The sequence below is a fragment of the Pseudomonas sp. UBA6315 genome (assembly GCF_002438125.1).
Taxonomy (GTDB): domain Bacteria; phylum Pseudomonadota; class Gammaproteobacteria; order Pseudomonadales; family Pseudomonadaceae; genus Aquipseudomonas; species Aquipseudomonas faucium.
This window is the reverse complement of the sequence record NZ_DJTF01000058.1, coordinates 17952-37424: the sequence shown is the minus strand read 5'-3', so window position 1 is coordinate 37424 and position 19473 is coordinate 17952. Positions and strand designations below refer to the sequence as shown.

Annotated in this window: 18 protein-coding genes; 7 read left to right on the top strand and 11 right to left on the bottom strand. The window is 68.1% G+C overall.

All coding sequences use genetic code 11. The features are described from left to right. Nucleotides 1-8: 8 nt before the first annotated feature. From B3E94_RS06855 to B3E94_RS06815, 9 genes are all read right to left on the bottom strand, one after another. The gene (locus tag B3E94_RS06855; RefSeq protein ID WP_286912848.1) at nt 9-1175 is read right to left on the bottom strand and encodes an acyl-CoA dehydrogenase family protein; all 1167 of its coding nucleotides are present in this window, start codon (nt 1173-1175) and stop codon (nt 9-11) included. 9 nt (nt 1176-1184) lie between these two features. Continuing rightward, complete coding sequence (locus tag B3E94_RS06850; protein ID WP_286912847.1) at nt 1185-1940, bottom strand: enoyl-CoA hydratase family protein; 756 nt, start codon at nt 1938-1940, stop codon at nt 1185-1187. Between the two features lie 12 nt (nt 1941-1952). Beyond that, a complete protein-coding gene (locus B3E94_RS06845) occupies nt 1953-3020 on the bottom strand; it encodes an NAD(P)H-dependent flavin oxidoreductase (protein ID WP_286912846.1) in 1068 nt (355 codons plus the stop codon). A 1-nt stretch (nt 3021) separates the two neighbouring features. Further along, nucleotides 3022-3894: an enoyl-CoA hydratase gene (locus tag B3E94_RS06840; RefSeq protein ID WP_286912844.1), complete on the bottom strand. Its 873-nt coding sequence runs from the start codon at nt 3892-3894 to the stop codon at nt 3022-3024. A 38-nt stretch (nt 3895-3932) separates the two neighbouring features. Beyond that, a complete protein-coding gene (locus tag B3E94_RS06835) occupies nt 3933-4724 on the bottom strand; it encodes a CoA-transferase subunit beta (protein WP_286912843.1) in 792 nt (263 codons plus the stop codon). Between the two features lie 12 nt (nt 4725-4736). Beyond that, a complete protein-coding gene (locus B3E94_RS06830) occupies nt 4737-5618 on the bottom strand; it encodes a CoA transferase subunit A (protein WP_176513361.1) in 882 nt (293 codons plus the stop codon). Between the two features lie 11 nt (nt 5619-5629). Beyond that, complete coding sequence (locus B3E94_RS06825; RefSeq protein ID WP_286912842.1) at nt 5630-6526, bottom strand: VOC family protein; 897 nt, start codon at nt 6524-6526, stop codon at nt 5630-5632. 19 nt (nt 6527-6545) lie between these two features. Beyond that, entirely contained in the window at nt 6546-7670 is a 1125-nt protein-coding gene (locus B3E94_RS06820) for an LLM class flavin-dependent oxidoreductase (RefSeq protein WP_176513364.1), read from the bottom strand. Between the two features lie 123 nt (nt 7671-7793). Next, the gene (locus tag B3E94_RS06815; RefSeq protein ID WP_286912841.1) at nt 7794-8975 is read right to left on the bottom strand and encodes a flavin-dependent monooxygenase; all 1182 of its coding nucleotides are present in this window, start codon (nt 8973-8975) and stop codon (nt 7794-7796) included. A gap of 215 nt (nt 8976-9190) precedes the next feature. Between B3E94_RS06815 and B3E94_RS06810 the strand changes: the two genes are divergently transcribed. From B3E94_RS06810 to B3E94_RS06785, 6 genes are all read left to right on the top strand, one after another. Continuing rightward, nucleotides 9191-9706 (top strand): flavin reductase family protein, encoded by a 516-nt coding sequence (locus tag B3E94_RS06810; protein WP_176513369.1) that lies wholly within the window; start codon nt 9191-9193, stop codon nt 9704-9706. 7 nt (nt 9707-9713) lie between these two features. Further along, the gene (locus B3E94_RS06805) at nt 9714-11393 is read left to right on the top strand and encodes an FAD-binding protein (protein WP_409521194.1); all 1680 of its coding nucleotides are present in this window, start codon (nt 9714-9716) and stop codon (nt 11391-11393) included. Continuing rightward, nucleotides 11381-12136, top strand: coding sequence for a glucose 1-dehydrogenase (locus B3E94_RS06800; protein ID WP_286912840.1), 756 nt, complete (start codon nt 11381-11383; stop codon nt 12134-12136). The genes B3E94_RS06805 and B3E94_RS06800 overlap by 13 nt, the downstream gene beginning before the upstream one ends. Before the next feature lies 1 nt (nt 12137). Beyond that, nucleotides 12138-13214 carry a ferredoxin--NADP reductase gene (locus B3E94_RS06795; RefSeq protein WP_286912839.1) on the top strand — a complete coding sequence of 359 codons (1077 nt, stop codon included), beginning with the start codon at nt 12138-12140 and terminating at the stop codon, nt 13212-13214. Between the two features lie 94 nt (nt 13215-13308). Beyond that, the gene (locus B3E94_RS06790; protein ID WP_236235622.1) at nt 13309-14055 is read left to right on the top strand and encodes an SDR family NAD(P)-dependent oxidoreductase; all 747 of its coding nucleotides are present in this window, start codon (nt 13309-13311) and stop codon (nt 14053-14055) included. Nucleotides 14056-14123: 68 nt separating this feature from the next. Continuing rightward, nucleotides 14124-15707, top strand: a complete 1584-nt coding sequence (locus tag B3E94_RS06785) for a FadD3 family acyl-CoA ligase (RefSeq protein WP_286912838.1) — start codon at nt 14124-14126, stop codon at nt 15705-15707. Between the two features lie 270 nt (nt 15708-15977). On the opposite strand, the gene B3E94_RS06780 is transcribed toward B3E94_RS06785, so the two are convergent. Beyond that, nucleotides 15978-16856 carry an SDR family NAD(P)-dependent oxidoreductase gene (locus tag B3E94_RS06780; RefSeq protein ID WP_286912837.1) on the bottom strand — a complete coding sequence of 293 codons (879 nt, stop codon included), beginning with the start codon at nt 16854-16856 and terminating at the stop codon, nt 15978-15980. A 2-nt stretch (nt 16857-16858) separates the two neighbouring features. Further along, the gene (locus B3E94_RS06775) at nt 16859-17662 is read right to left on the bottom strand and encodes an FAD-dependent oxidoreductase (protein WP_286912836.1); all 804 of its coding nucleotides are present in this window, start codon (nt 17660-17662) and stop codon (nt 16859-16861) included. Between the two features lie 265 nt (nt 17663-17927). Between B3E94_RS06775 and B3E94_RS06770 the strand changes: the two genes are divergently transcribed. Continuing rightward, the gene (locus B3E94_RS06770) at nt 17928-19463 is read left to right on the top strand and encodes a DUF1302 domain-containing protein (protein WP_286912835.1); all 1536 of its coding nucleotides are present in this window, start codon (nt 17928-17930) and stop codon (nt 19461-19463) included. Nucleotides 19464-19473: the final 10 nt, after the last annotated feature.

Sequence of the window (19473 nt, the reverse complement as noted above, 5' to 3'; positions counted from 1 at the left end):
TCTGCTCCTCAGGCGCGCGGCATGCCGAGCATGCGCTCGGCAATGATGTTGCGCTGGATCTCGTTGGTGCCGGCGTAGATCGGCCCGGCCTGGGCGAACAGGAAGCCCTCAAGCCAGGCGCCGACATCGCCGGCCGCCGGGGCCTCGGGCAGCAGCTCGCCGCGCAGGCCGAGGATGCTCATGGCGGTGTCGTGCAGGCGCAGGTCCAGCTCCGACCAGAAGATCTTGTTGGTCGAGGACTCCGGCCCGATCCGCCCGCCCTTCACCAGCTGCGAGGCGGTCATGTAGGTGAGCTGGGTGTAAGCCTCGGCATCCAGCCAGCAGCGCATCACCGCCTCGCCGATGGCCGGGTCGCGGTCGGCGCTCTGGCGGTTGGCCTGGTACAGCTGCACCAGGCGCCGCGCGGCTTCCTGGAAGCGTGCCGGCGAGCGCAGCATCAGCCCGCGCTCGAAGCCTGCGGTGGACATCGCCACATGCCAGCCCATGCCCTCGCCACCGAGCACGTTGTGCGCCGGCACGCGCACGTCGTCGAAGAAGATTTCGGCGAACCCCGGCAGGCCGTTGAGCTGCGCGATCGGCCGCACGGTGATGCCGGGGCTGTTCAGCGGCACGAGGATGAAGGTCAGGCCGTGGTGGCGCTGGGAAGCCGGGTCGGTGCGGAAGATGCAGAATACCCAGTCGGCCCAGACCGCGCGGGTCGACCAGGTCTTCTGGCCGTTGAGCACATAGTGCTCGCCGTCGCGCACGGCCTTGGCGCGGATCGCCGCCATGTCGGAGCCGGCGCCCGGCTCCGACCAGCCCTGGGCCCAGATGTCCTGGCCGGTGGCCATGCGCGGCAGAAAGCGCGCCTTCTGCTCCTCGCTGCCGTATTCCATCAGGGTGGGGCCGAGCAGGAAGATGCCGTTCTGGTTGACCCGCGCCGGGGCGCCAGCGCGGTAGTACTCCTCCTCGAAAATCAGCCACTCGATCAGGTCGCAACCACGCCCACCCAGGCGGGTGGGCCAGGTGACCATGCCCCAGCGCCCCTGGTTGAGGGTCGCTTCCCAGGCGCGGTGCGCGGCAAAACCCTGCTCGGTATCGAACGAGGGCAGCGGCTCGGCAGGCACGTTGGCTGCGAGCCAGGCCCGCACTTCGCCGCGAAAGGCCTGCTGGGCCTTGGTGTAGGTCAGGTCCAAGGTCCGCCCTCAGCCGTTGAATCGGGCGCTGCGTTTCTCGACGAACGAGTCGCGCGCTTCCTGGGAGTCCTGGGCCCGGTACGCTTCCAGGGTGAAGCCCTGTTCGCGGCGGTACTTGTCTTCGAGGTTGCCGTCCTCGATGCCGTTGAGCGCCTCTTTGGCCAGGCGGATCATCGCCGCGCTCTTGCCGGCGATGGACGCGGCGATCTGCAGCGCCGCCTCGCGCAGCTGCTCACGCGGCACCACGCGCTCCACGGCGCCCAGTCGGTAGGCCTCGGCGGCGTCGATCATGGCGCCGGTGAAGTACATGTGGCGCACCTTCTGCACCGGGAACAAACGCTGCAGGTGCGCGCCGCCACCCATGGCGCCACGGTCCACCTCGGGCACGCCGAAGCGGGCGCAGTCGGCGGCCACCAGGATGTCGGCGGCGCCGCAGATGCCGATGCCGCCGCCCAGCACGAAGCCGTGCACGGCGACGATCACCGGCAGCGGGTTGCGGTGGATGGCCTTGAAGGTGTCGTAGTTGCCCTTGTTGACCGCCACGATCAGGTTGGCGTCGGCGGCCAGCTCCTTGATGTCGACCCCGGCGCAGAAGCCGCGGCCCTCGGCGCGGATGACGATCACCCGGACCTTGTCGTTGCGGCCCAGCTCCTCCAGGGTGCGGGCGATGTCGGCCCAGCCCTGGCTGTTGAAGGCATTGACCGGCGGGTGATCGAACACCAGCTCGGCGATGCCCTGGTCGATGTTGACGCTGAATGCTTGCATCGGGATTCCCCCTCAGGAAAGTCGGCGGTACAGCGCGTCCAGGTGGCGCTCGGCGTCCTGGACGATCTGCTCTATCAATTCGGCGCAGCGGGGCAGGCTGTCGATGCCGGCGGCCACTTGCCCGGCGGGCAGCACGCCCTCGGCAGGCAGGCCTTCGACCATGGCCTTCTGGATCACCATCGGTGCGTTGGCGGCCATCAGGCTCTGGGCGGCGCTCAAGCCGGCGCCCTGGCGCATCTTCAGCGCGCTGCCCAGCAGCTGGCCCAGGCCCAGGCCAGTGTGGCGGCGGTAGGCCAGGCCGCTGCGCAGCGCCAGCAGCCAGCGGCGCAGGCTGCCGCCGGACTCCAGCGCATCCAGCAGCTCGTTGCGGATCATGCGTTGCGGCATGCCATCGATGGCCCGGCTGACGATCACCTGGGCCGGGTCACGCACCGCCAGGTATCGCGCCAGCGTGGCCGCCGGCACCGGGCTTTCGGCACTCATCAGAAAGCGCGTGCCCATGGCGATGCCCTCGGCGCCCTGGGCCAGGGCAGCCACCAGGCCACGGCCATCCTTGAAGCCGCCTGCGGCCACCACCGGCACCTGCACCGCATCGAGCACCTGGCCCAGCAGCATTGCGGTCGGCACGGCGCCGGTGTGGCCACCGCCCTCGCCGCCCTGCACGGTGACCACGTCGGCGCCCATCTCCACGGCTTTTTGCGCGTGCTTGAGGGCGCCGACGGTGGGCATGCAGACCACGCCGGCATCCTTGAGGCGGGCGACCATCTGCTTGCCCGGCGAGCGGCTGTAGCTGACGGCGCGCACCCGGTGGCGCAGCACCAGCTCGACGATGTCGGCGGCGTTGGCCTGGTACATGTGGAAGTTGACGCCGAACGGCTGGTCGGTGAGGCGCCGGGTTTCGACGATCGCCGCCTCCATCTGCCGCGGCTCGATGGTTGCCCCGGCGAGAAAGCCAAAGCCCCCGGCGTTGCAGGTGGCGGCCACCAGGCGCGGGTCGGCGACCCAGCCCATGGCCGTCTGGACGATCGGGTAGCGGCAACCGAGCAAGGCGGTCAGGCGCGTCTGCAGTGACACCGCCATCTCACGCCCTCCCCGCTTCACGCTGGGCGCTGGCCATGGAGCGGGCGTCGTGGCCGCCCAGGCGGTCGCCGCAGGTCAATTCGTTGTGGGCATGGGCGAAGTGGTGCAGGCCGAACACCATGTCCATGGTGGCGCGCTTGCCCATCAGGTCCTCGGCGTTGTTGACCGCCTGCTTGGCCAGCTGCAGGCCCAGGCGCGGCATCTGTGCCAGCTGCTCGGCCATGGCCAGGGTTTCCTGCTCCAGCTGCTCGCGCGGCACCACCCGGTTGAGCATGCCCATCTGGTAGGCGCGGGCCGCCGGCATGGGGTTGCCCAGCAGCAGGAATTCCTTGGCGATGCGCGGGTTCAGTTCGTGCACATGGGCGAAGTATTCCACCCCCGGGATGCCCATGCGCACCACCGGGTCGCGGAACCAGGCGTCGTCGCTGGCGACGATCAGGTCGCAGACCCAGGCCAGCATCAGGCCGCCGGCAATGCACGCGCCCTGGACCATGGCGATGGTCGGCTTGGGCATGTCGCGCCAGCGCCGGCACATGCCCAGGTACACCTCCTGTTCGCGGGCGTAGAGAAACTCGCCGCCGGGCTTGTTGACGTGGTCGTACCACAGGCTGACGCGGTCGAAGCTCTGGTCCACGTCGCGCCCCGGGGTGCCGATGTCGTGGCCGGCCGAGAAGTGCTTGCCCGCGCCACGCAGCACGATGGCCTTCACCGCATCATCGGCGCAGGCGCGGGCGAAGGCCGCATCCAGGGCATAGGTCATGCGTGAGTTCTGCGCGTTGTGGAACTCGGGCCGGTTCATGGTCACCAGGGCCACCGCACCCCGCACTTCGTACAGCACCACCTCATCGGCGTGTGTGTTGTGTTGCTCGCTCATTGCTGCTACTCCGGTTCGAGGTGTTGGCCGTCGGCGGCTCAGCGCTGGCCGGGCGGGTTGCCCTTGAGCTGGCTGGAGCGCAGGCCATGGGGGTCCAGCCGCTGGATCAGTTGCAGCTGCGCCGCGCTGGGCGCCGTGGTGAGCGGCACCTGCTCGGGTACATGCAGGGCAAAGCCTGTGTTGTCGCGCACCTCGTCCAGGCTGACCCCCGGGTGCAGCGAGCGCACCCGCACCTGGTGCTGCGGCCCGAGGAAGTCCAGCACGCACAGGTCGGTGACGATCAGGCGGATGTCGATGTCTTCCAGCGCCCAGCCACGGGCCAGGCGCGCCGGGTTGTAACCCACAGACGAGACCATGTCGCACTCGCCTTCGACGAACACCCGGCGGTTGTGGCTGGGCACGTAGAACGAGTTGGCATGGCTGATGGAGTTGCCCGGCAGGCCACGCACGCCGAGCATCTGCGACTTGGGTTTGCGGTAGTCGCCGATGCACGAGAGGTTGGCCTGGCCGAAGCGGTCGACCTGGATCGGCCCGATCATGGCGTGGCGCTTGCCGCTCCAGACGTTGTCGAAAATCCGCGAGAAGCCCATCCAGCTGTCGCGTCTGGGTTCATGGCCGTTGCGTGGCCCGACCGGCACCGGTTCGGCGACCAGGTAGGCTTCCGAGTCGGTCATCATCAGCTGGGGGTTGCTGTCGAGCATGCTCAGCGACGCGGCCAGGCGCGGGATCACGCCGATGCCGGTGGCCAGCACCTCGCCGTCGTCGCGCCACGCCTGGGCGGCGGCGCAGATCATCAGTTCGGCGAGGCTGTAGGTGTTAGCGGTGGTCATGGCGTTCCTCGCTTAGAAAACCGGCAGGGGCAGTTGGCGGATGGCCGCAAGGCCCCCGCAACGTTCCAGGTACTGGGCGTGGGAGCAGCCCACGTAGCGCTCGACATAGGCCTGCCACGCCTGCTCGCTTTGCGCCGAGGCGGCGTAATCCTTGAAGTGCGGCACGTCGAAGCCATACAGCGGCGCGCAGGACGAGGGGTGCGCGCCGCCCGGCACATGGGCGAGCGCGGTGGTGAGGTTGCGCTCCCAGAACACCTGCCGTGCACGCGAGGGCTCGGCATGGAACCAGTCGCTGGGCACCAGTTCGTCGCAGGTGACATAGGTGCGCGCCGCGGCCCGCACGAACAGGTCGTCCATGTAGTGGTCGGGGCCGGCGATCTGGCAGACGCCACGGGCATCGGCGCGGTCCACGTGCACCAGCGCAGCGTCGAGCTTGAGCGCCGGCATGGCCACCCAGTCACGACCGTCGGCATAAGGCGAGGCCACCAGCTCGATGCCCGGGTTGCAGCGCAGCACGTCGGTGCCCAGGCCCACGGCCGTGGGGATGAACGGCACGTTCATCGCCGCCGCGCGCAGGCCCAGCAGCAGCATGCCTTCGTCGATTTCCATCACCTCGATGGCGCCGTCCTGGCGCGCCTTGCGAAAGTGCGGTTCCAGGGGGATGAAATCCAGCGAGACGAAGGCGAACACCAGCTTCTTCACCTTGCCGGCGGCGCACAGCATGCCGACATCGGCGCCGCCGTAGGCGACGATGGTCAGGTCCTTGAGGCCAGAGCGCAGGATCTCGCGCACCAGCGCCATCGGCTTGCGCCGCGGGCCCCAGCCGCCGATGCCGAGGGTCATGCCGTCGTGCAGCTGGGCGACCATCTGGGCGGTGGTCATCTGTTTGTCCATCGGTACTGTCCTCATTGGCGGCCGACGCTGAAGTCATGGCCCCACTGGCTGACCACGGTGCTCTCGAACGGCGTGTGGCGGCTCCAGTCGACCACCAGCCCGTCGCAGCCGTACTCCAGGTCGAAACCCGAAGGCGTGCGCATGTAGAAGGAGATCATCTGGTCGTTGGTGTGCTGGCCGAGGGTGGCAGTCAGTTGCACGCCGTGGGCGTGCAGGCGGTCCAGGGCGCGGCCGACTTCGTCGAGGCCATCGACCTCGACCATCAGGTGCACGCAGCCGCTGGCCACCGGGCATTCGAAGATCGCCAGGGAGTGGTGGCGACCGTTGTTGCAGTGCATGAAGTGGATGCGTTTTTCCGGCTCGGCCGGGTCGGCGGTGAAGCGCACTTTCATCAGGTCCGAGAGGCCAAAACCCATCAGCTGCTCGTAGAAATCGCGGCAGCGTTCGAAGGTCGGCGCCGGCAGCACCACGTGGCCCATGCCCAGCGCGTCGCTGACGAAACCGCGCACGCCGACCGGCGAGACGAAGCGGGCAAAGTCCTGCTTCGGCCCCCAGTACAGCTCGTGGCGGTTGCCATCCGGGTCGGCGAACAGCGCCAGCGCCTGGACCCGGCGCTGGGCGCACTGGCCGGCATCGCCCTGCTCCACGCTCACGCCGCCGGCGCGCAGCTCGGCCACGGCCTGGTCGAAGGCGGCCTGGCTGGCCACCTCCCAGCCGCAGGCGCCGAAGCCATCCTGGGTGCTGTGCTGCACCAGGATGCGGTAAGGGCGCTCGTCCATCTTCAACAACAGGCGCTCGCCGGACGCGTCCTCGACCACCATCATGCCCAGCACCTGGCTGGCGTAGTGGCGCCATTGCTGCAGGTCGCGCGATTGCACGGTGACATACCCCAGGCCACGGATATCCATGTGCCGTCTCCTCGTCTGGTTACTGCTGTTTACGGAAGTGCGGGATGACTTTCTCGCCGATGTTGCGCAGGGTCTCCAGCTGCGCCCACTGCGGCACGGTGCCCATCTGGCAGATGAACAGGATCTCGTCGGCGCCGGCATCGATCAGCCGCTGCACATAGCCGATGCAGTCCTCGACGGTGCCGTAGGCGTGGTTGGGGTTCATCATCGCCATGGTCGGGTCGGAGAAATCGACGCGCACTTCCTCGGAGGCGAAGCGCGACTTGATCACCGCCTGGCCGTTGCCATCGACATAGGTGTCGTCCTTCCACTTTTCCGGGTCCGGACGTTCGCCGCCGCCGTACCAGTAGCCCAGCGACTCCATGAAGTAGCGCTGGCCACGGATACCGATGTGGCGGGCCTGCTCGTTGTCGTCCAGGACGATCGCCGGGCACAGCGCGGCGATGTGGCGATTGGGGCGAAAGCCCACCTGCTTGCGCTCGTCACGGTTGTCGAAGGCCTCGTGGTACACCGCAACCTTCTTGGCGATTTCCTCCGGGCCGCCGAAGCCCAGCACCAGCGCGCCCATGCCGCGCCCACCGGCGTTTTTCAGCGAGTCGGTGTTGGTGCAGGCCAGGTACATCGGCGGGTGCGGGTCCTGGTAGGGCTTGGGGTGGATCGGCCGCTTGGGGATCTTGACGAAGTCGCCGTGGTGCTCGATTTCGTCCTGCACGAACATTTTCGGGATCAGGTACATGGCCTCGTCGATCTGGGGCTGCAGGGTCGCCAGGTCGTAGCCGAAGGTACCGGCCTCCTGCTGGGTGCCGCCCTTGCCCACGCCAAAATGCACGCGGCCCTTGGACAGCAGGTCGAGGGTGGCGATGCGCTCGGCCACCTTCACCGGGTGGTTCATCGCCGGCGGCAGGCAGACCACGCCATGGCCGATGCCGATGCGCTCGGTCTTGCCGGCGACGAAGGCCAGCATGGTTTCGGGGGCGGACATGTGCGAGTAGTTGGTCAGCGCGGTGTGCTCCACGCACCAGAAGGTGTCGAAGCCCAGCTGGTCGGCCAGCACCGCCTGCTCGACGGTGTCATCGAAGATCTTGCGGTCACCCTCGCGGCTGGCATCGATGGTCTGGGCTTCGTATATCAGCGAGAATTTCATGTGCCTTTCCTTGTTGTTCTGCAGACGTGGCCGGGAGCCCGGCCTTGATCACATCCTCAGGCATTGCCCGGGCGCTCGAATCCCACAAATGGACTAGCCGAAACCGGTGAGCGCCCGGCGCGTTCAGAGGAAGAAGTCGGTGCTGTCCTGGCCCATGCTCACCGCGCCCAGGTTCCAGGCGTACTTGGCCGGGCTGTTGGCCACGTGGGCGCGGCCGGTGTGGATGTCGCGGAAGGCGCGGTTGATCGGGTGGTCGTGGAAGATGGTCGATGCGCCGCTGTTGAACATCAGCTCGGCCACCGCCTTGGCGCAGCGCTCGACCACCAGCGCCGAGTCGTAGCGCATCCTGACCCGCAGCTGCATGGCCAGCGCGGTGCCGGCACGGGCGCTTTCGAGCATCAGCTCGAAGTTGCGCAGCAGCACCGTGCGGCACTCATCGACGCAGACCATGGCGTTGGCCAGCGCGCTCTGCGCGGCCGGGTCCTGGAGCACCTTGCGGCCATCGTTGACGGCCACCCGCGCGCGGTTATGGGCGATGAAGTGGTCCACCGCGCCCTGCAAGGCACCGATGGCCGAGGTCGACACCGCACGCACGAAGATCTGGCCGAACGGCAGGCGATACAGCGCCGCAGTGTTCACCTGGTTGCCCGGGCTCTGCTGCATGAAGCCGTCGGCGGCCCGGTGGGTGCGGTATTCGGGCACGAAGGCGTTGTCGACCTGCACGTCGTGGGAGCCAGTGGCTTCCAGGCCCATGACGTTCCAGTTGTCGAGCACCTGGTAGTCGCTGCTGGGCACCAGGAAGGTGCGATAGTCCGGCGCGCCGCCCGGCGTCTGCGGCGGTACCAGCGCGCCGAGGAAGGCCCACTGGCAGTGCTTGCTGCCAGAGGAAAACCCCCAGCGGCCGCTCAGGCGAAAACCGCCCTCGACCCGCTCGACCTTGCCCACCGGCATGTAGGACGAAGAAATCAGCACGCTGCTGCTCTGCCCCCACACATCCTGCGCCGCGCGGTCGTCGAACAGCGCCAGCTGCCAGTTGTGGATGGCCACCACGCCCAGCACCCAGGCCGACGACATGCAGCCTTCGGCAAGGATCATCTGCACTTCGAAGAAGTCTTTGGGTTCCAGCTCCAGGCCCTGCCAACGGGCTGGCTGGAGAATGCGAAAGAAGCCTGCCTCGTGAAAGTCGGCGATGGTTTCCTCTGGCAGGCGGCCAGCCTGGGCGGCCTGGGCGGCGCGCTCGCGCAGCACCGGCACCAGTTCGCGGGCGCGCTGCAGCAGGGTTTCACGCGTGAGGTGGTTGTTCATCTTGTTGTTCTCCTCTGATCGCCCCGTTCGCCGGAGCGCATGCGAGAGAGGCGCTGGAGCCTCCACCGCCGGCATTGCAACAAGGCATACAGGGTTCGGCATCCCTCAAACGGACCATGCGCGCGGCGCATCGACTAGTCCCCTCGGACGATGTTGGGCATTGCCGCGGTTGCAAGAATTCATCGCACTGAACCCGCCAACACCGAGGCCGTGCGATGAACGACAACTCACTCAAAGCCGACATGCTCCAGGCCATGCGCCGCCTGGCCAAGTCCGTCACCATCATCAGCACCAGCGACGGCAGCCAGCGCTTTGCCATGGCGGCGACCGCGGTCGATTCGCTGAGCACCGAACCGCCGTCGCTGCTGATCTGCGTCAACCAGAGCGCCTCCCCCCACGCGGCACTGGCCGCAGGCGCAGGCTTTTGCGTGAACATCCTGGGCCTGGAGCAGCAGCACCTGGCCCACCTGTGCAGCGGCAGCATCAAGGGCGAGGCGCGCTTCGGCCAGGGCCAGTGGCTGACCAGCGACGAAGGCATCCCCTACCTGGCCGACGCCCAGTCGTCGATCCTCTGCCGCCAGGATGGCCAGTTCGCCTACGGCACCCACACCATCTTCATCGGCCGCATCCTGCGCATTCACACCACCCCGACCATCACCCCGCTGGTGTACCTGGACGGCCACTACACCACCACCGCGCAACCTGTGCCGCTCGCGGCCAGTGCCGGCTGAGGCGGCCATGACAGCGCCGGCGGTGATGGCACCGCTGCGGGTCGAGCACGCCGAGCAGCTGCAATGGCAGCAGCACGCCGACCTGGTGGTGGTCGGCTTCGGTGGCGCAGGCGCCAGCGCGGCCATCGAGGCGGCCAGCCGCGGCCTCGCGGTGCTGGCCCTGGAGCGCTTTGCCGGGGGCGGCGCCACCGCGCTCAGTGGCGGGGTGGTGTATGCCGGGGGCGGTACGCCGCAACAGTGCCAGGCCGGCTACCAGGACAGCCCCGAGGCCATGTGCGCCTACCTGCGCCAGGAGGTTGGCGACGCCGTCAGCGAACAGACCCTGCGCCGCTTCTGCGAGGCCAGCGCCGAACACTTGAACTGGCTGGAGCGCCAGGGCGTGGTGTTCGAGGGCAGCATGGCGCCGCACAAGACGTCCTACCCCAGCGACCGCTACTACCTCTATTACTCCGGCAACGAAGCCGTGCCGGCCTATGCCGCCCTCGCCGCTCCCGCGCCACGCGGGCACCGCGCCAAAGGTTCGGGCCTGTCCGGCGCCAGCCTGTTCGCGGCGCTGGCCGACAGCGCCCGGCGCCAGGGCGTGGCGGTGCGCACCCAGTGCCAGGTGCGCCGGCTGGTGATCGACCAGCACGCCCAGGTGGTGGGTGTGGAGGCCTGGCAGCTGCCCCCGGGTAGCCGCGCAGCCCGCCAACATGCCCGGCTGTCACAATGGGCGGCGGCGGTGCACATGTACGCGCCGGGCATTTCTGCGCGCTTGCGGGCACGCCTGCAACGCATCGAGCAGGCATCCGCTGAACCGCTATTGATACGCGCGCGCCACGGCGTGCTGCTGAGCAGCGGCGGCTTCGTGTTCAACCGCACGCTCATGCAGCAGTACGCACCCCGCTACCTGCAAGGCCTGCCGCTGGGCAGCAGCGCTTGCGACGGCAGCGGCATCGAATTGGGCCGCAGTGCCGGGGGCAGCCTCGGGCAGATGCACAAGGTCAGCGCCTGGCGCTTCATCAACCCGCCGCTGGCCTGGGCCCGTGGGCTGATCGTCGATGGCCGTGGCGAGCGCTACTGCAATGAAGAGGTGTACGGCGCCACCCTCGGCCACCAGATGGTCGAGAAGCACGACGGCCGCGCCCTGCTGATCCTTGACCGCCCGCTGCGCAACCAGGCCCTGCGCCAGGTGGGGCCGGGCAAGGTGTGGGCGTTCCAGCGCCTGCCGGTGCTGCTCAACCTGCTGTTCAACTGCCGGCGCGGCAACACTCTCGAACAACTTGCCGAACGCTGCAAGCTGCCGGCCCAGGCCTTGCGCGACAGCGTGCAAGGCTATGGCCGCGCCGCCCGTGGCGAAATCGCCGACCCGCTGGGCAAGTCGCCGGCGATGCGCCACGACCTCAGCCACGGCCCCTGGTACTGCCTGGACCTGTCCTATGACAGCCGCCTCTACCCCTGCCCGACCCTGACCCTCGGCGGCCTGCGGGTCTGCGAGCAGAGCGGCCAGGTGCTCGATGAACGGGGCCAGCCGATCACCGGCCTGTACGCCGCCGGCCGTTGTGCGGTGGGCGTGGCCTCCAACCTGTATGTCTCCGGCCTGTCCCTGGCCGATTGCGTGTTTTCTGGCAGGCGCGCGGCGGCCCACGTTGCCCAGCGCCATGCCAGCCACCCCAGCCCCCAAGGAGTACACCCATGCAACGTGTAGAAGGAAAAGTCTGCCTGGTCACCGGCGCCGCCAGCGGCATCGGCCGTGAAGATGCCCTGCTGCTGGCCAGCCAAGGTGCCCGCGTGGTGCTCACCGACCTCAACGACCAGGCCGGCCGCGAAGTGGCCGCGCAGATTGGCGAAAACGCCCTGTTCATCAAGCACGACATCGCCAGCGAAAGCGACTGGCAGCGCGTGATCGCCACCACCCTGGAGCACTTCGGCCGCCTCGATGTGCTGGTCAACAATGCCGCGATCCTGGCCATGGGCACCATCGAGGACACCAGCCTCGAGCTGTGGCAGAAGGTGCAGAAGATCAACGGCGATGGGTATTTCCTCGGCTGCAAGTACGCCATCGAGGCGATGAAGAAAACCGGCGGGGGCTCGATCATCAACATGTCGTCGGTGGCGGCCCTGGGCGCCATGCCGATGTTCTGCGCCTACTCGGCCTCCAAGGGCGCGGTGGCGGCCATGACCCGCTCCATCGCCCTGCACTGCAAGCAGCAGGGCTACCGCATCCGCTGCAACAGCGTGCACCCGGACGGGGTCAACACGCCCATGACCCAGGCCCTGGCCGGCGGCCAGGCGATCCCCCAGGCCGTGCTCGACCAGGACCCGATGAACCGCATGTGCGCGCCACGCGATATCGCCAACGTGGTGCTGTTCCTGGCCAGCGACGAGTCGCGCTTCGTCAATGGCGCCGAGCTGCGGGTGGACAACGCGCAGCTGATCAGTGGCATCTGACATGGGCGCCCTGGCCGCTGCAGAACCGACCCCGAGCGCCAGCACCACGGCAGGCGAGCTGCGCCTGCAGGTGTGCGCGATCATCAGCGAGACCGCCGACGCCCGTTCGCTGGTGTTCGAGGTGCCCGAAGCGCTGCGGGCGCGCTTTGCCTACAAGCCCGGGCAGTTCCTCGGCTTTCGGGTGAACGTGGGGGGCCAGCGCCTTACCCGCTGCTACTCGATGTCCAGCTCGCCGTGGACCGATGCCAGGCCCCAGGTGACCATCAAGCGCGTCGAGGGCGGGCGGGTGTCGAACTGGATGAACCAGTGCGTGCAGGTGGGCGACTGGCTCGAAGTGCTGCCCCCGGCCGGGCATTTCTGCCTCGACCCGCACCAGGCGGCCGATGCCAGCCGGCCATTGGTGCTGTTTGGCGGCGGCTCGGGGATCACCCCGGTGTTCTCCCTGCTCAAGGCCGTGCTGCACAGCGGCCAGCGCCCGGTGCTGCTGGTGTACGCCAACCGCGACGAAGCGTCGGTGATCTTTCGCGACGAACTGCGCAAGCTCGCCCGGGCGCACCCGGAGCAACTGCAGGTGGTGCACCTGCTGGACTCGCTGCAGGGCTACCTGGAGGCGGCCCAGGTGCGCCAGCTGGTGCGCCAGTGGCGCGGCGCGGACTACTTCATCTGCGGGCCGGGGCCGTTCATGGATACCGTGGAGGCCACCCTGCTGGCCCTGGGCGAGCCGCGCGAGTGCATCCATGTGGAGCGCTTCGTCTCGCCAGCCGACCCCAGCCCTGCTGCGGCCGTGGCCGAAGGCGCCGGGTGCGAGTTGCTGCTGGTGGAACTCGATGGCGCCACGCACCAGATCGTGCCCCGCCCGGGCGACACCTTGCTGCAAAGCTGCCGCGCGGCCGGGCTCGATGTGCCGTTCTCGTGCGAGGAAGGCTTCTGCGGGGCGTGCATGTGCACCGTGCCGGAGGGCCAGGTGCAACTGGCCCGCAACGATGTGCTCAGCAGCGCCGAGCTCGAGGCGGGCTGGACCCTGGCCTGCCAGGGGCATCCGCAGGGGGCTCGCGTGCGCGTGCAGTTCCCCGCCTGATGCATCTAGTCCTTGCGGACGATCCCGGCGGGCTCGGCAACCGGTAGACTCGCCAGCGGAAACGCTCCACAACAATAAGACAGAGGGTTTGGATATGGCTCGTTTGCAAAACAAGGTCGCCGTGGTCACCGGAGGTGCGTCGGGCATCGGCCTGGCCTGCGTGCGCCGCTTCTGCGCCGAGGGCGCGCAGGTGGTCGGGCTGGATGTCGGCCAGCCGCCGGCGGATTTCCCTGGCCTGTTCATGACCCTGGACGTGCGCAACGAAGAGCAGGTGCAGCAGGTGATGAGCGAGGTCATCCAGCGCTTTGGCCGCATCGACGTGCTGGTCAACGCCGCCGGCGTGGCCAGCCAGGGCAGCGTGACCCGCGCCAATACCGCCGACTGGCAGCGCGTGCTGGACATCAACCTGACCGGCAGCATGCTCACCAGCAAGCATGTGCTGGGGCAGATGCAGGCCCAGCGCAGCGGCTCGATCATCAACATCGGTTCGATCTTCGGCCTGCAAGGCTGCGACGGCAACGTGGCGTACAACGTGTCCAAGGGCGGGATCAACCAGCTCACGCGCAGCATGGCCATCGACTACGGCCACGCCAACATCCGCGTCAACGGCCTGTGCCCTGGCCTGATCGAGACGCCGATGACCAGCATGGTCCGCGAGCAGCAGGCGTTCCACGATTTCTTCGCCTCGCAGCACATGCTCAGCCGCTCGGGGCAACCGGAAGAAGTGGCCAGCGCCGCGCTGTTCCTGGCCTCGGACGATGCCTCGTTCGTCAGCGGGCAGATGATTGCCGTGGACGGTGGCTTCTCCGCCGGCCGCCGCTTCGCCCCGCCAAGCGCCTGACCCCTGCGGCCGGGCCTGCGGGCCCGGCCATCTCCCTGGATTATCGATCCTCTGCCTGAGGAGGCCGCATGCCGCCCGTGGAAAACGCTCAGACCTTCCCGCAACTGTTCGCCCTGGCCGCTGCAGCCTACGGCGAACGCCCGGCCATCGAAGAGGCCGGCCAGGCCATCAGTTACCAGCGCCTGGACCAGCTGCGCCGGCTTGCCGCACGTGCCTTGCTGGCATTGGAGGTGCCGGTGGCGGCGCGGGTGGCGGTGTGGGCGCCCAACCTGTGGGAATGGATCGTCGCCGCCGCTGCCCTGCACAGCGTCGGCGCCACCCTGGTGCCGCTCAATACCCGCATGAAAGGCGCGGAAGCTGCGCAGGTGCTGCGTGACAGCGACACCTGCGTGCTGTTCTGCATCAGCCATTTCCTCGACACCGACTACCCTGCCCTGCTGGCCGGCCAAGCGCTGCCTGCACTGCGCCAGGTGATTCACCTGCGCCCCCAGGGCGAGGTGGCCGACGGCCTGGGCTGGGAGGCGTTCCTCGCCCTGGCCGACCAAGTCGACGAGGCTCGGCTGAGCGAACGCGAGCAGCAGGTGAACGGCGATACCCTGTCGGACCTGCTGTTCACCTCCGGCACCTCGGGCAAGCCCAAGGGCGTGATGAGTGGCCATGGCCAGAACCTGCGGGTGGTGCGCGACTGGAGCGAAATCGTCGGCCTGCAGGTGGGCGACCGCTACCTGATCGTCAACCCGTTCTTCCATTCCTTCGGCTACAAGGCGGGTTGGCTGGCGGCCTTGATGCGCGGCTGCACGCTGCTGCCCCAGCAGGTGTTCGACACCCGGGCGCTGCTCGAATGCATCGAGCAGCAGCGCATCAACGTGCTGCCCGGGCCACCCACGCTGTACCAGTCGCTGCTGGCCCACCCCCAACGCGCAGCGTATGACCTGGGCAGCCTGCGCGTGGCCGTGACCGGCGCGGCGTCGATCCCGGTGGAGATGATCCGGCGCATGGCCAGCGAGCTGGGCTTTGCCACCATCGTCACCGCTTACGGCCTGACCGAGGCCTGTGGGTTCGTGACCATCTGCCGCAGCGGCGACAGCGCCGAGCGGGTGGCCACCACCTGTGGCCGCGCGATGCCGGATGTGCAGGTGCGCTGTGTCGACCCCCAGGGGCGGCCGGTGCCGGCCAACACCCCGGGCGAGGTGCTGGTGCGCGGCTACAACCTGATGCGCGGCTACCTGGATGACCCACAGGCCACCGATGAGGCGATCGACGACCAGGGGTGGCTGCACACCGGGGATGTGGGCGTGCTCGATGAAGAGGGTTACCTGCGCATCACCGACCGGCTGAAGGACATGTTCATCACCGGTGGCTTCAATGTGTACCCGGCGGAGATCGAACAAGCCCTGGTGCGCTACCCGGGGGTGGCCCAGGCGGCGGTGATCGGCATTGCCGATGAGCGCCTCGGCGAGGTGGCGATGGCGTTTCTGCTGCCGGTGCCGGGGCAGCGGATCGACGAAACCGCGGTGCTGGCCTGGTGCCGGGAGCAGATGGCCAATTACAAGGTGCCGCGGCGGGTGCGGGTGCTCGATGAGATGCCGCTCAATGCCACGGGGAAAGTGGCCAAGCAGGTGTTGCGCAGTTGGCTGGCGGTGCCTGCTTGAGGGGGCTGCTGTGCAGCGATACCTGTAGGAGCGGGCTTGCCCCGCGAAGCAGGCAGCCCGGTGGCTGGCACCGGCTGCGCCGGTGTTCGCGGGGCAAGCCCGCTCCCACAGCAATCGCGTGCGCCCACAAAAATGCGTGAACCCGGGCTCAACACTTTGTGGGAGCGGGCTTGTCCCGCGAAGCAGGCAGCGCGGTGGCTGGCACCGGCTGCGCCGGTGTTCGCGGGGCAAGCCCGCTCCTACAGGTATCGCTGCATAGCAGCCTCACTTCTAGATCACCCGGGCTGGATGCTGGCGGCGTGGCTCACCCAGCAGCGCCCGGTACGAAGGGGGTTGGCGCCCGCCGGCCTCGGTGATGCCATAGCGCGGCGCGAGCTCGGCACTGATCAGCGTCTGCCCGCTGTAGGCGGCCAACTGCGGGTCGTTGAGCAGGGCATGGATCAAGCGGCCATTGAACCCCGGCGTCTCGGCATTTTCCAGAAACTGCCGATACTGCTCGCCATTCTGCTCCCCGGCAATGCGCGTGCGCTCGGTCAATTGCGGCCCCAGCCACAGTGATACCGCCGCCACCCCGCGCCCTTCGAAGTCGATGGCCATGTCCGCCGCCAGCTTGTCGCAGCCGGCCTTCTGCGCGCCATAGGCCGGCCCGTGCATGTAGCAGCCGGCGCCGAACGACGAGGTGAAGCACACCAGCGCCTGGCGACTGCGCAACAACAGTGGGGCCGCATGGTAGCTGGCGACATAGGCCGAGCGCAGGCCGACATCGAGAATGCGCACCAGCGACAGCGGCTTCTCCCAGAAAGGGCCGGGTTCGATCAGCTGGTCGTGAACATGGGCAACGTTGTTCACCAGCAGGTCCAGCCGCCCACTTTCGCGCTCGATGCGTTCGAACAGGGCGCGCACCTGCTCGTCGTCGCCATGGTCGCAAGCCACCGCGATACCCCGCCCACCGGCGGCCTCGATGGCGGCGGCCACGCCCTGCAGGTCGCCCTCCAGGGCATGGCCGTAGAGGGTCGAACCACCCTGCCCCGGCCGCCGGCCGGTGACATACACGGTCATGCCCTGCTCACCCAGCGCCAAGGCAATACCGCGCCCGACGCCTCGGCTGGCGCCGGTTACCAATGCCACCTGTCGCGTGTCTTGTTGCATGCTTATCTCCCGGTCAGGGCCAGGGTGAACTCACCCTGGCGTTGCTGGCTATTGAGGTGAATCTGGTTGGCGGCCAGGTAGCCGTGGGTCATGGCGGCGCCGAGGCTGGCATCCGCGCCGGTGGCATAAAGGCCGGTGAGGCCGGGGCGCATCGCTTGCTGGCAATGCCTCGAGGCGATGACCAGCCCATGGCGCGCCTTGATGTTCAGCCATTGCCCGTCGCGCAGCACGCGGGCACCTGCGACGCGATGGTCGGCCCGCAGCAGTTGCTCGAACGAGCAGTTCAGCCACAGCGGCACGCGCCGGTCGAGCAGCGAGCAACGCAAGGCGCCGGCCAGGGCGCTGCCCTGGGTGAGAAAACGGTCACGGCGCGACAGCTTGCGCCCTTCGAGGTCACGCCAGTAGCGCCACAGCACTTTCATCGCCAGGTGCGCCCAGCCCCTGCCGCGCCCCTGCAGCACCCGCGTTTCTTCCAAGGTCATGGCCATGCGCCCGATCATCAAGGTGTCGGGCGACGGCGCGCGCAGGCGCAGCAATTCCTCGCCCAGGGCGGCGCCGGCGAATGGCTGGGGCTCGAGCGAGGTGAAACGTACCCGGGTGTCACGCTCGAGGTATTCGAGCATCGCCTGCCCCTGGCCGGGAACACGGACAACGCCGGCAGTGGCCGCCGAGCGCCCTCCGTAGCGCTCGCGCTTTTCGATCAGCAAGGTGTCGAGGCCCAGGTCATGGGCCCGTAGCGCTGCGGTCATGCCGCCAGCCCCCGCCCCGATCACCAGCACATCGCAGCATTCGTCCCACCTGATCATCGGCGTAGCTCCCTGGCACACGGCACCCCGGCGCGGGGCCATCGGCCAGGGATTGTCCGGCGCCGGGCATTGCCTGCCATCGTCCGTTGGGACTACCGGGGCAACCCAGCGAACGCGTAGTCCACTTGGACGATGTTGCTGCCAGAGGCCCAACCCATAGTCGTGCCTGCACCACCTACCCAAAACGTCGGACGGGCAGGCATGCCCGCGCACGAGGACGACAATGATAAGAACAACAATCGCCCCCCCGCCTCTGAACACCTATGTGAGCTTGTCCTTGCTGCTGCTGGCGGGGAGCCTCAGCCAGCCTGCCAGCGCCATGACCTTCCAGCCCAGTGATGACTTGAGCGTCGACTGGGACACCACGCTGAGCTACAGCCTTGCCTGGCGTACCGAAAAACGCGACCACAAGCTGGTGGCCAACGCCGACGCCAACGACGGCGACAACGCCTTCGACCGGGGCAGCCTGATTACCGACCGGGTGGGCTTTCTCACCGAGGCCAACCTGCGCTGGCAGGACAACTACGGCGTGTTCATGCGCGCCTCGGGCTTCTACGACCGGGCCTACGATCAAAGCAACGACAACGACACCGGCACCTCCAACTGCTTTGCCAGCGGCGTGTGCAGCAAGCCCGACCGCTTCCCCAAGGACACCGTCGACCAGCACCGCGACGACCTGCGCATGCTCGACGCCTATGCCTACGGCACCTGGGACATGGCCGGGCACAACCTCAACCTGCGCGTGGGCGACCAGGTGGTGAGCTGGGGCGAGAGCCTGTTCTACCCGGGCGTATCGGGCGCGCAGAGCCCGGTGGACGCCACCAAGGCCACCACCCCGGGTGTTGAGGTGAAGGAAGTGCTGCTGCCGGTCGGCCAGGTGTTCGGCCAGTTCAGCCTCACCGACGACCTGGATGTGGAGGCCTACTACCAGTACAAGTGGGAAAAGACCCAGATGTTCGGGGTCGGCAGCTACTTCTCCACCACCGACTACATCGACCGTGGCGGCTACAGCGACGCCACCGGCTTCGTCAGGCGCCTGAAGGACGACGAGCCCAGTGACAGCGGCCAGTACGGCGTGGCCTTGCGCTACAGCGCCGCCTCGCTGAACAACACCGAGTTCGGCCTGTACTACGTGCGCTACCACGACAAGACCCCGACCCTGGACTTCCAGAGCGACCTGGGCTTCTACCGCGCCCGCTACTTCGACAACATCGACCTGTATGGCGCAAGCTTCGCCACCGTGCTGGGCGACACCAGCCTGGCCGGCGAAGTCAGCTACCGCGACGGCCAGCCGGTGATGGTCGACAACGGCTTCTCCAGCGCCGTGCGTGCCGAAACCCTGCAGGCACAGGTCTCGGCCATCCACGTGTTCGGCCCCAATGCCTTCTCCGACAACACCACCCTGACCGGCGAGCTGGTCTACAACACCGTGCTGCACAACGACAAGTCCGACCCGCTGACCCTGGCCCCCGGCCTGACCCTGGGCGGCACCGACAGCCTGGTGGGCGACCGCGATGCCTGGGGCTACACGGTGCAGCTCAACCTTGACTACAACGACGTGTTCAGCGGCTGGGACATGTCGGTGCCGATCAACTTCAGCACCGCCGCCCAGCACGACAGCGCCCTCACCGGCTCGATCAACTACGGCCAGGGCGACGATCGCGCCAGCATCGGCACGACCTGGCGCTACCTCGGCAACTTCACCGTCGAGGCGCTGTACAGCGCCTACCTGGGCAATGCCAACAACTCGCCCTGGGCCGACCGCGACAACGTCGCACTCAACTTCAAATACCGGTTCTGAAGCCCTGATT

What these genes read in the sequence shown, in the direction of transcription:
- B3E94_RS06850 (WP_286912847.1), bottom strand. Translation starts at nt 1,940, where the DNA reads ATGCAAGCATTCAGCGTCAACATCGACCAGGGCATCGCCGAGCTGGTG.
- B3E94_RS06845 (WP_286912846.1), bottom strand. Translation starts at nt 3,020, where the DNA reads ATGGCGGTGTCACTGCAGACGCGCCTGACCGCCTTGCTCGGTTGCCGC.
- B3E94_RS06840 (WP_286912844.1), bottom strand. Translation starts at nt 3,894, where the DNA reads ATGAGCGAGCAACACAACACACACGCCGATGAGGTGGTGCTGTACGAA.
- B3E94_RS06835 (WP_286912843.1), bottom strand. Translation starts at nt 4,724, where the DNA reads ATGACCACCGCTAACACCTACAGCCTCGCCGAACTGATGATCTGCGCC.
- B3E94_RS06830 (WP_176513361.1), bottom strand. Translation starts at nt 5,618, where the DNA reads ATGGACAAACAGATGACCACCGCCCAGATGGTCGCCCAGCTGCACGAC.
- B3E94_RS06825 (WP_286912842.1), bottom strand. Translation starts at nt 6,526, where the DNA reads ATGGATATCCGTGGCCTGGGGTATGTCACCGTGCAATCGCGCGACCTG.
- B3E94_RS06820 (WP_176513364.1), bottom strand. Translation starts at nt 7,670, where the DNA reads ATGAAATTCTCGCTGATATACGAAGCCCAGACCATCGATGCCAGCCGC.
- B3E94_RS06815 (WP_286912841.1), bottom strand. Translation starts at nt 8,975, where the DNA reads ATGAACAACCACCTCACGCGTGAAACCCTGCTGCAGCGCGCCCGCGAA.
- B3E94_RS06810 (WP_176513369.1), top strand. Translation starts at nt 9,191, where the DNA reads ATGAACGACAACTCACTCAAAGCCGACATGCTCCAGGCCATGCGCCGC.
- B3E94_RS06805 (WP_409521194.1), top strand. Translation starts at nt 9,714, where the DNA reads ATGACAGCGCCGGCGGTGATGGCACCGCTGCGGGTCGAGCACGCCGAG.
- B3E94_RS06800 (WP_286912840.1), top strand. Translation starts at nt 11,381, where the DNA reads ATGCAACGTGTAGAAGGAAAAGTCTGCCTGGTCACCGGCGCCGCCAGC.
- B3E94_RS06795 (WP_286912839.1), top strand. Translation starts at nt 12,138, where the DNA reads ATGGGCGCCCTGGCCGCTGCAGAACCGACCCCGAGCGCCAGCACCACG.
- B3E94_RS06790 (WP_236235622.1), top strand. Translation starts at nt 13,309, where the DNA reads ATGGCTCGTTTGCAAAACAAGGTCGCCGTGGTCACCGGAGGTGCGTCG.
- B3E94_RS06785 (WP_286912838.1), top strand. Translation starts at nt 14,124, where the DNA reads ATGCCGCCCGTGGAAAACGCTCAGACCTTCCCGCAACTGTTCGCCCTG.
- B3E94_RS06780 (WP_286912837.1), bottom strand. Translation starts at nt 16,856, where the DNA reads ATGCAACAAGACACGCGACAGGTGGCATTGGTAACCGGCGCCAGCCGA.
- B3E94_RS06775 (WP_286912836.1), bottom strand. Translation starts at nt 17,662, where the DNA reads ATGATCAGGTGGGACGAATGCTGCGATGTGCTGGTGATCGGGGCGGGG.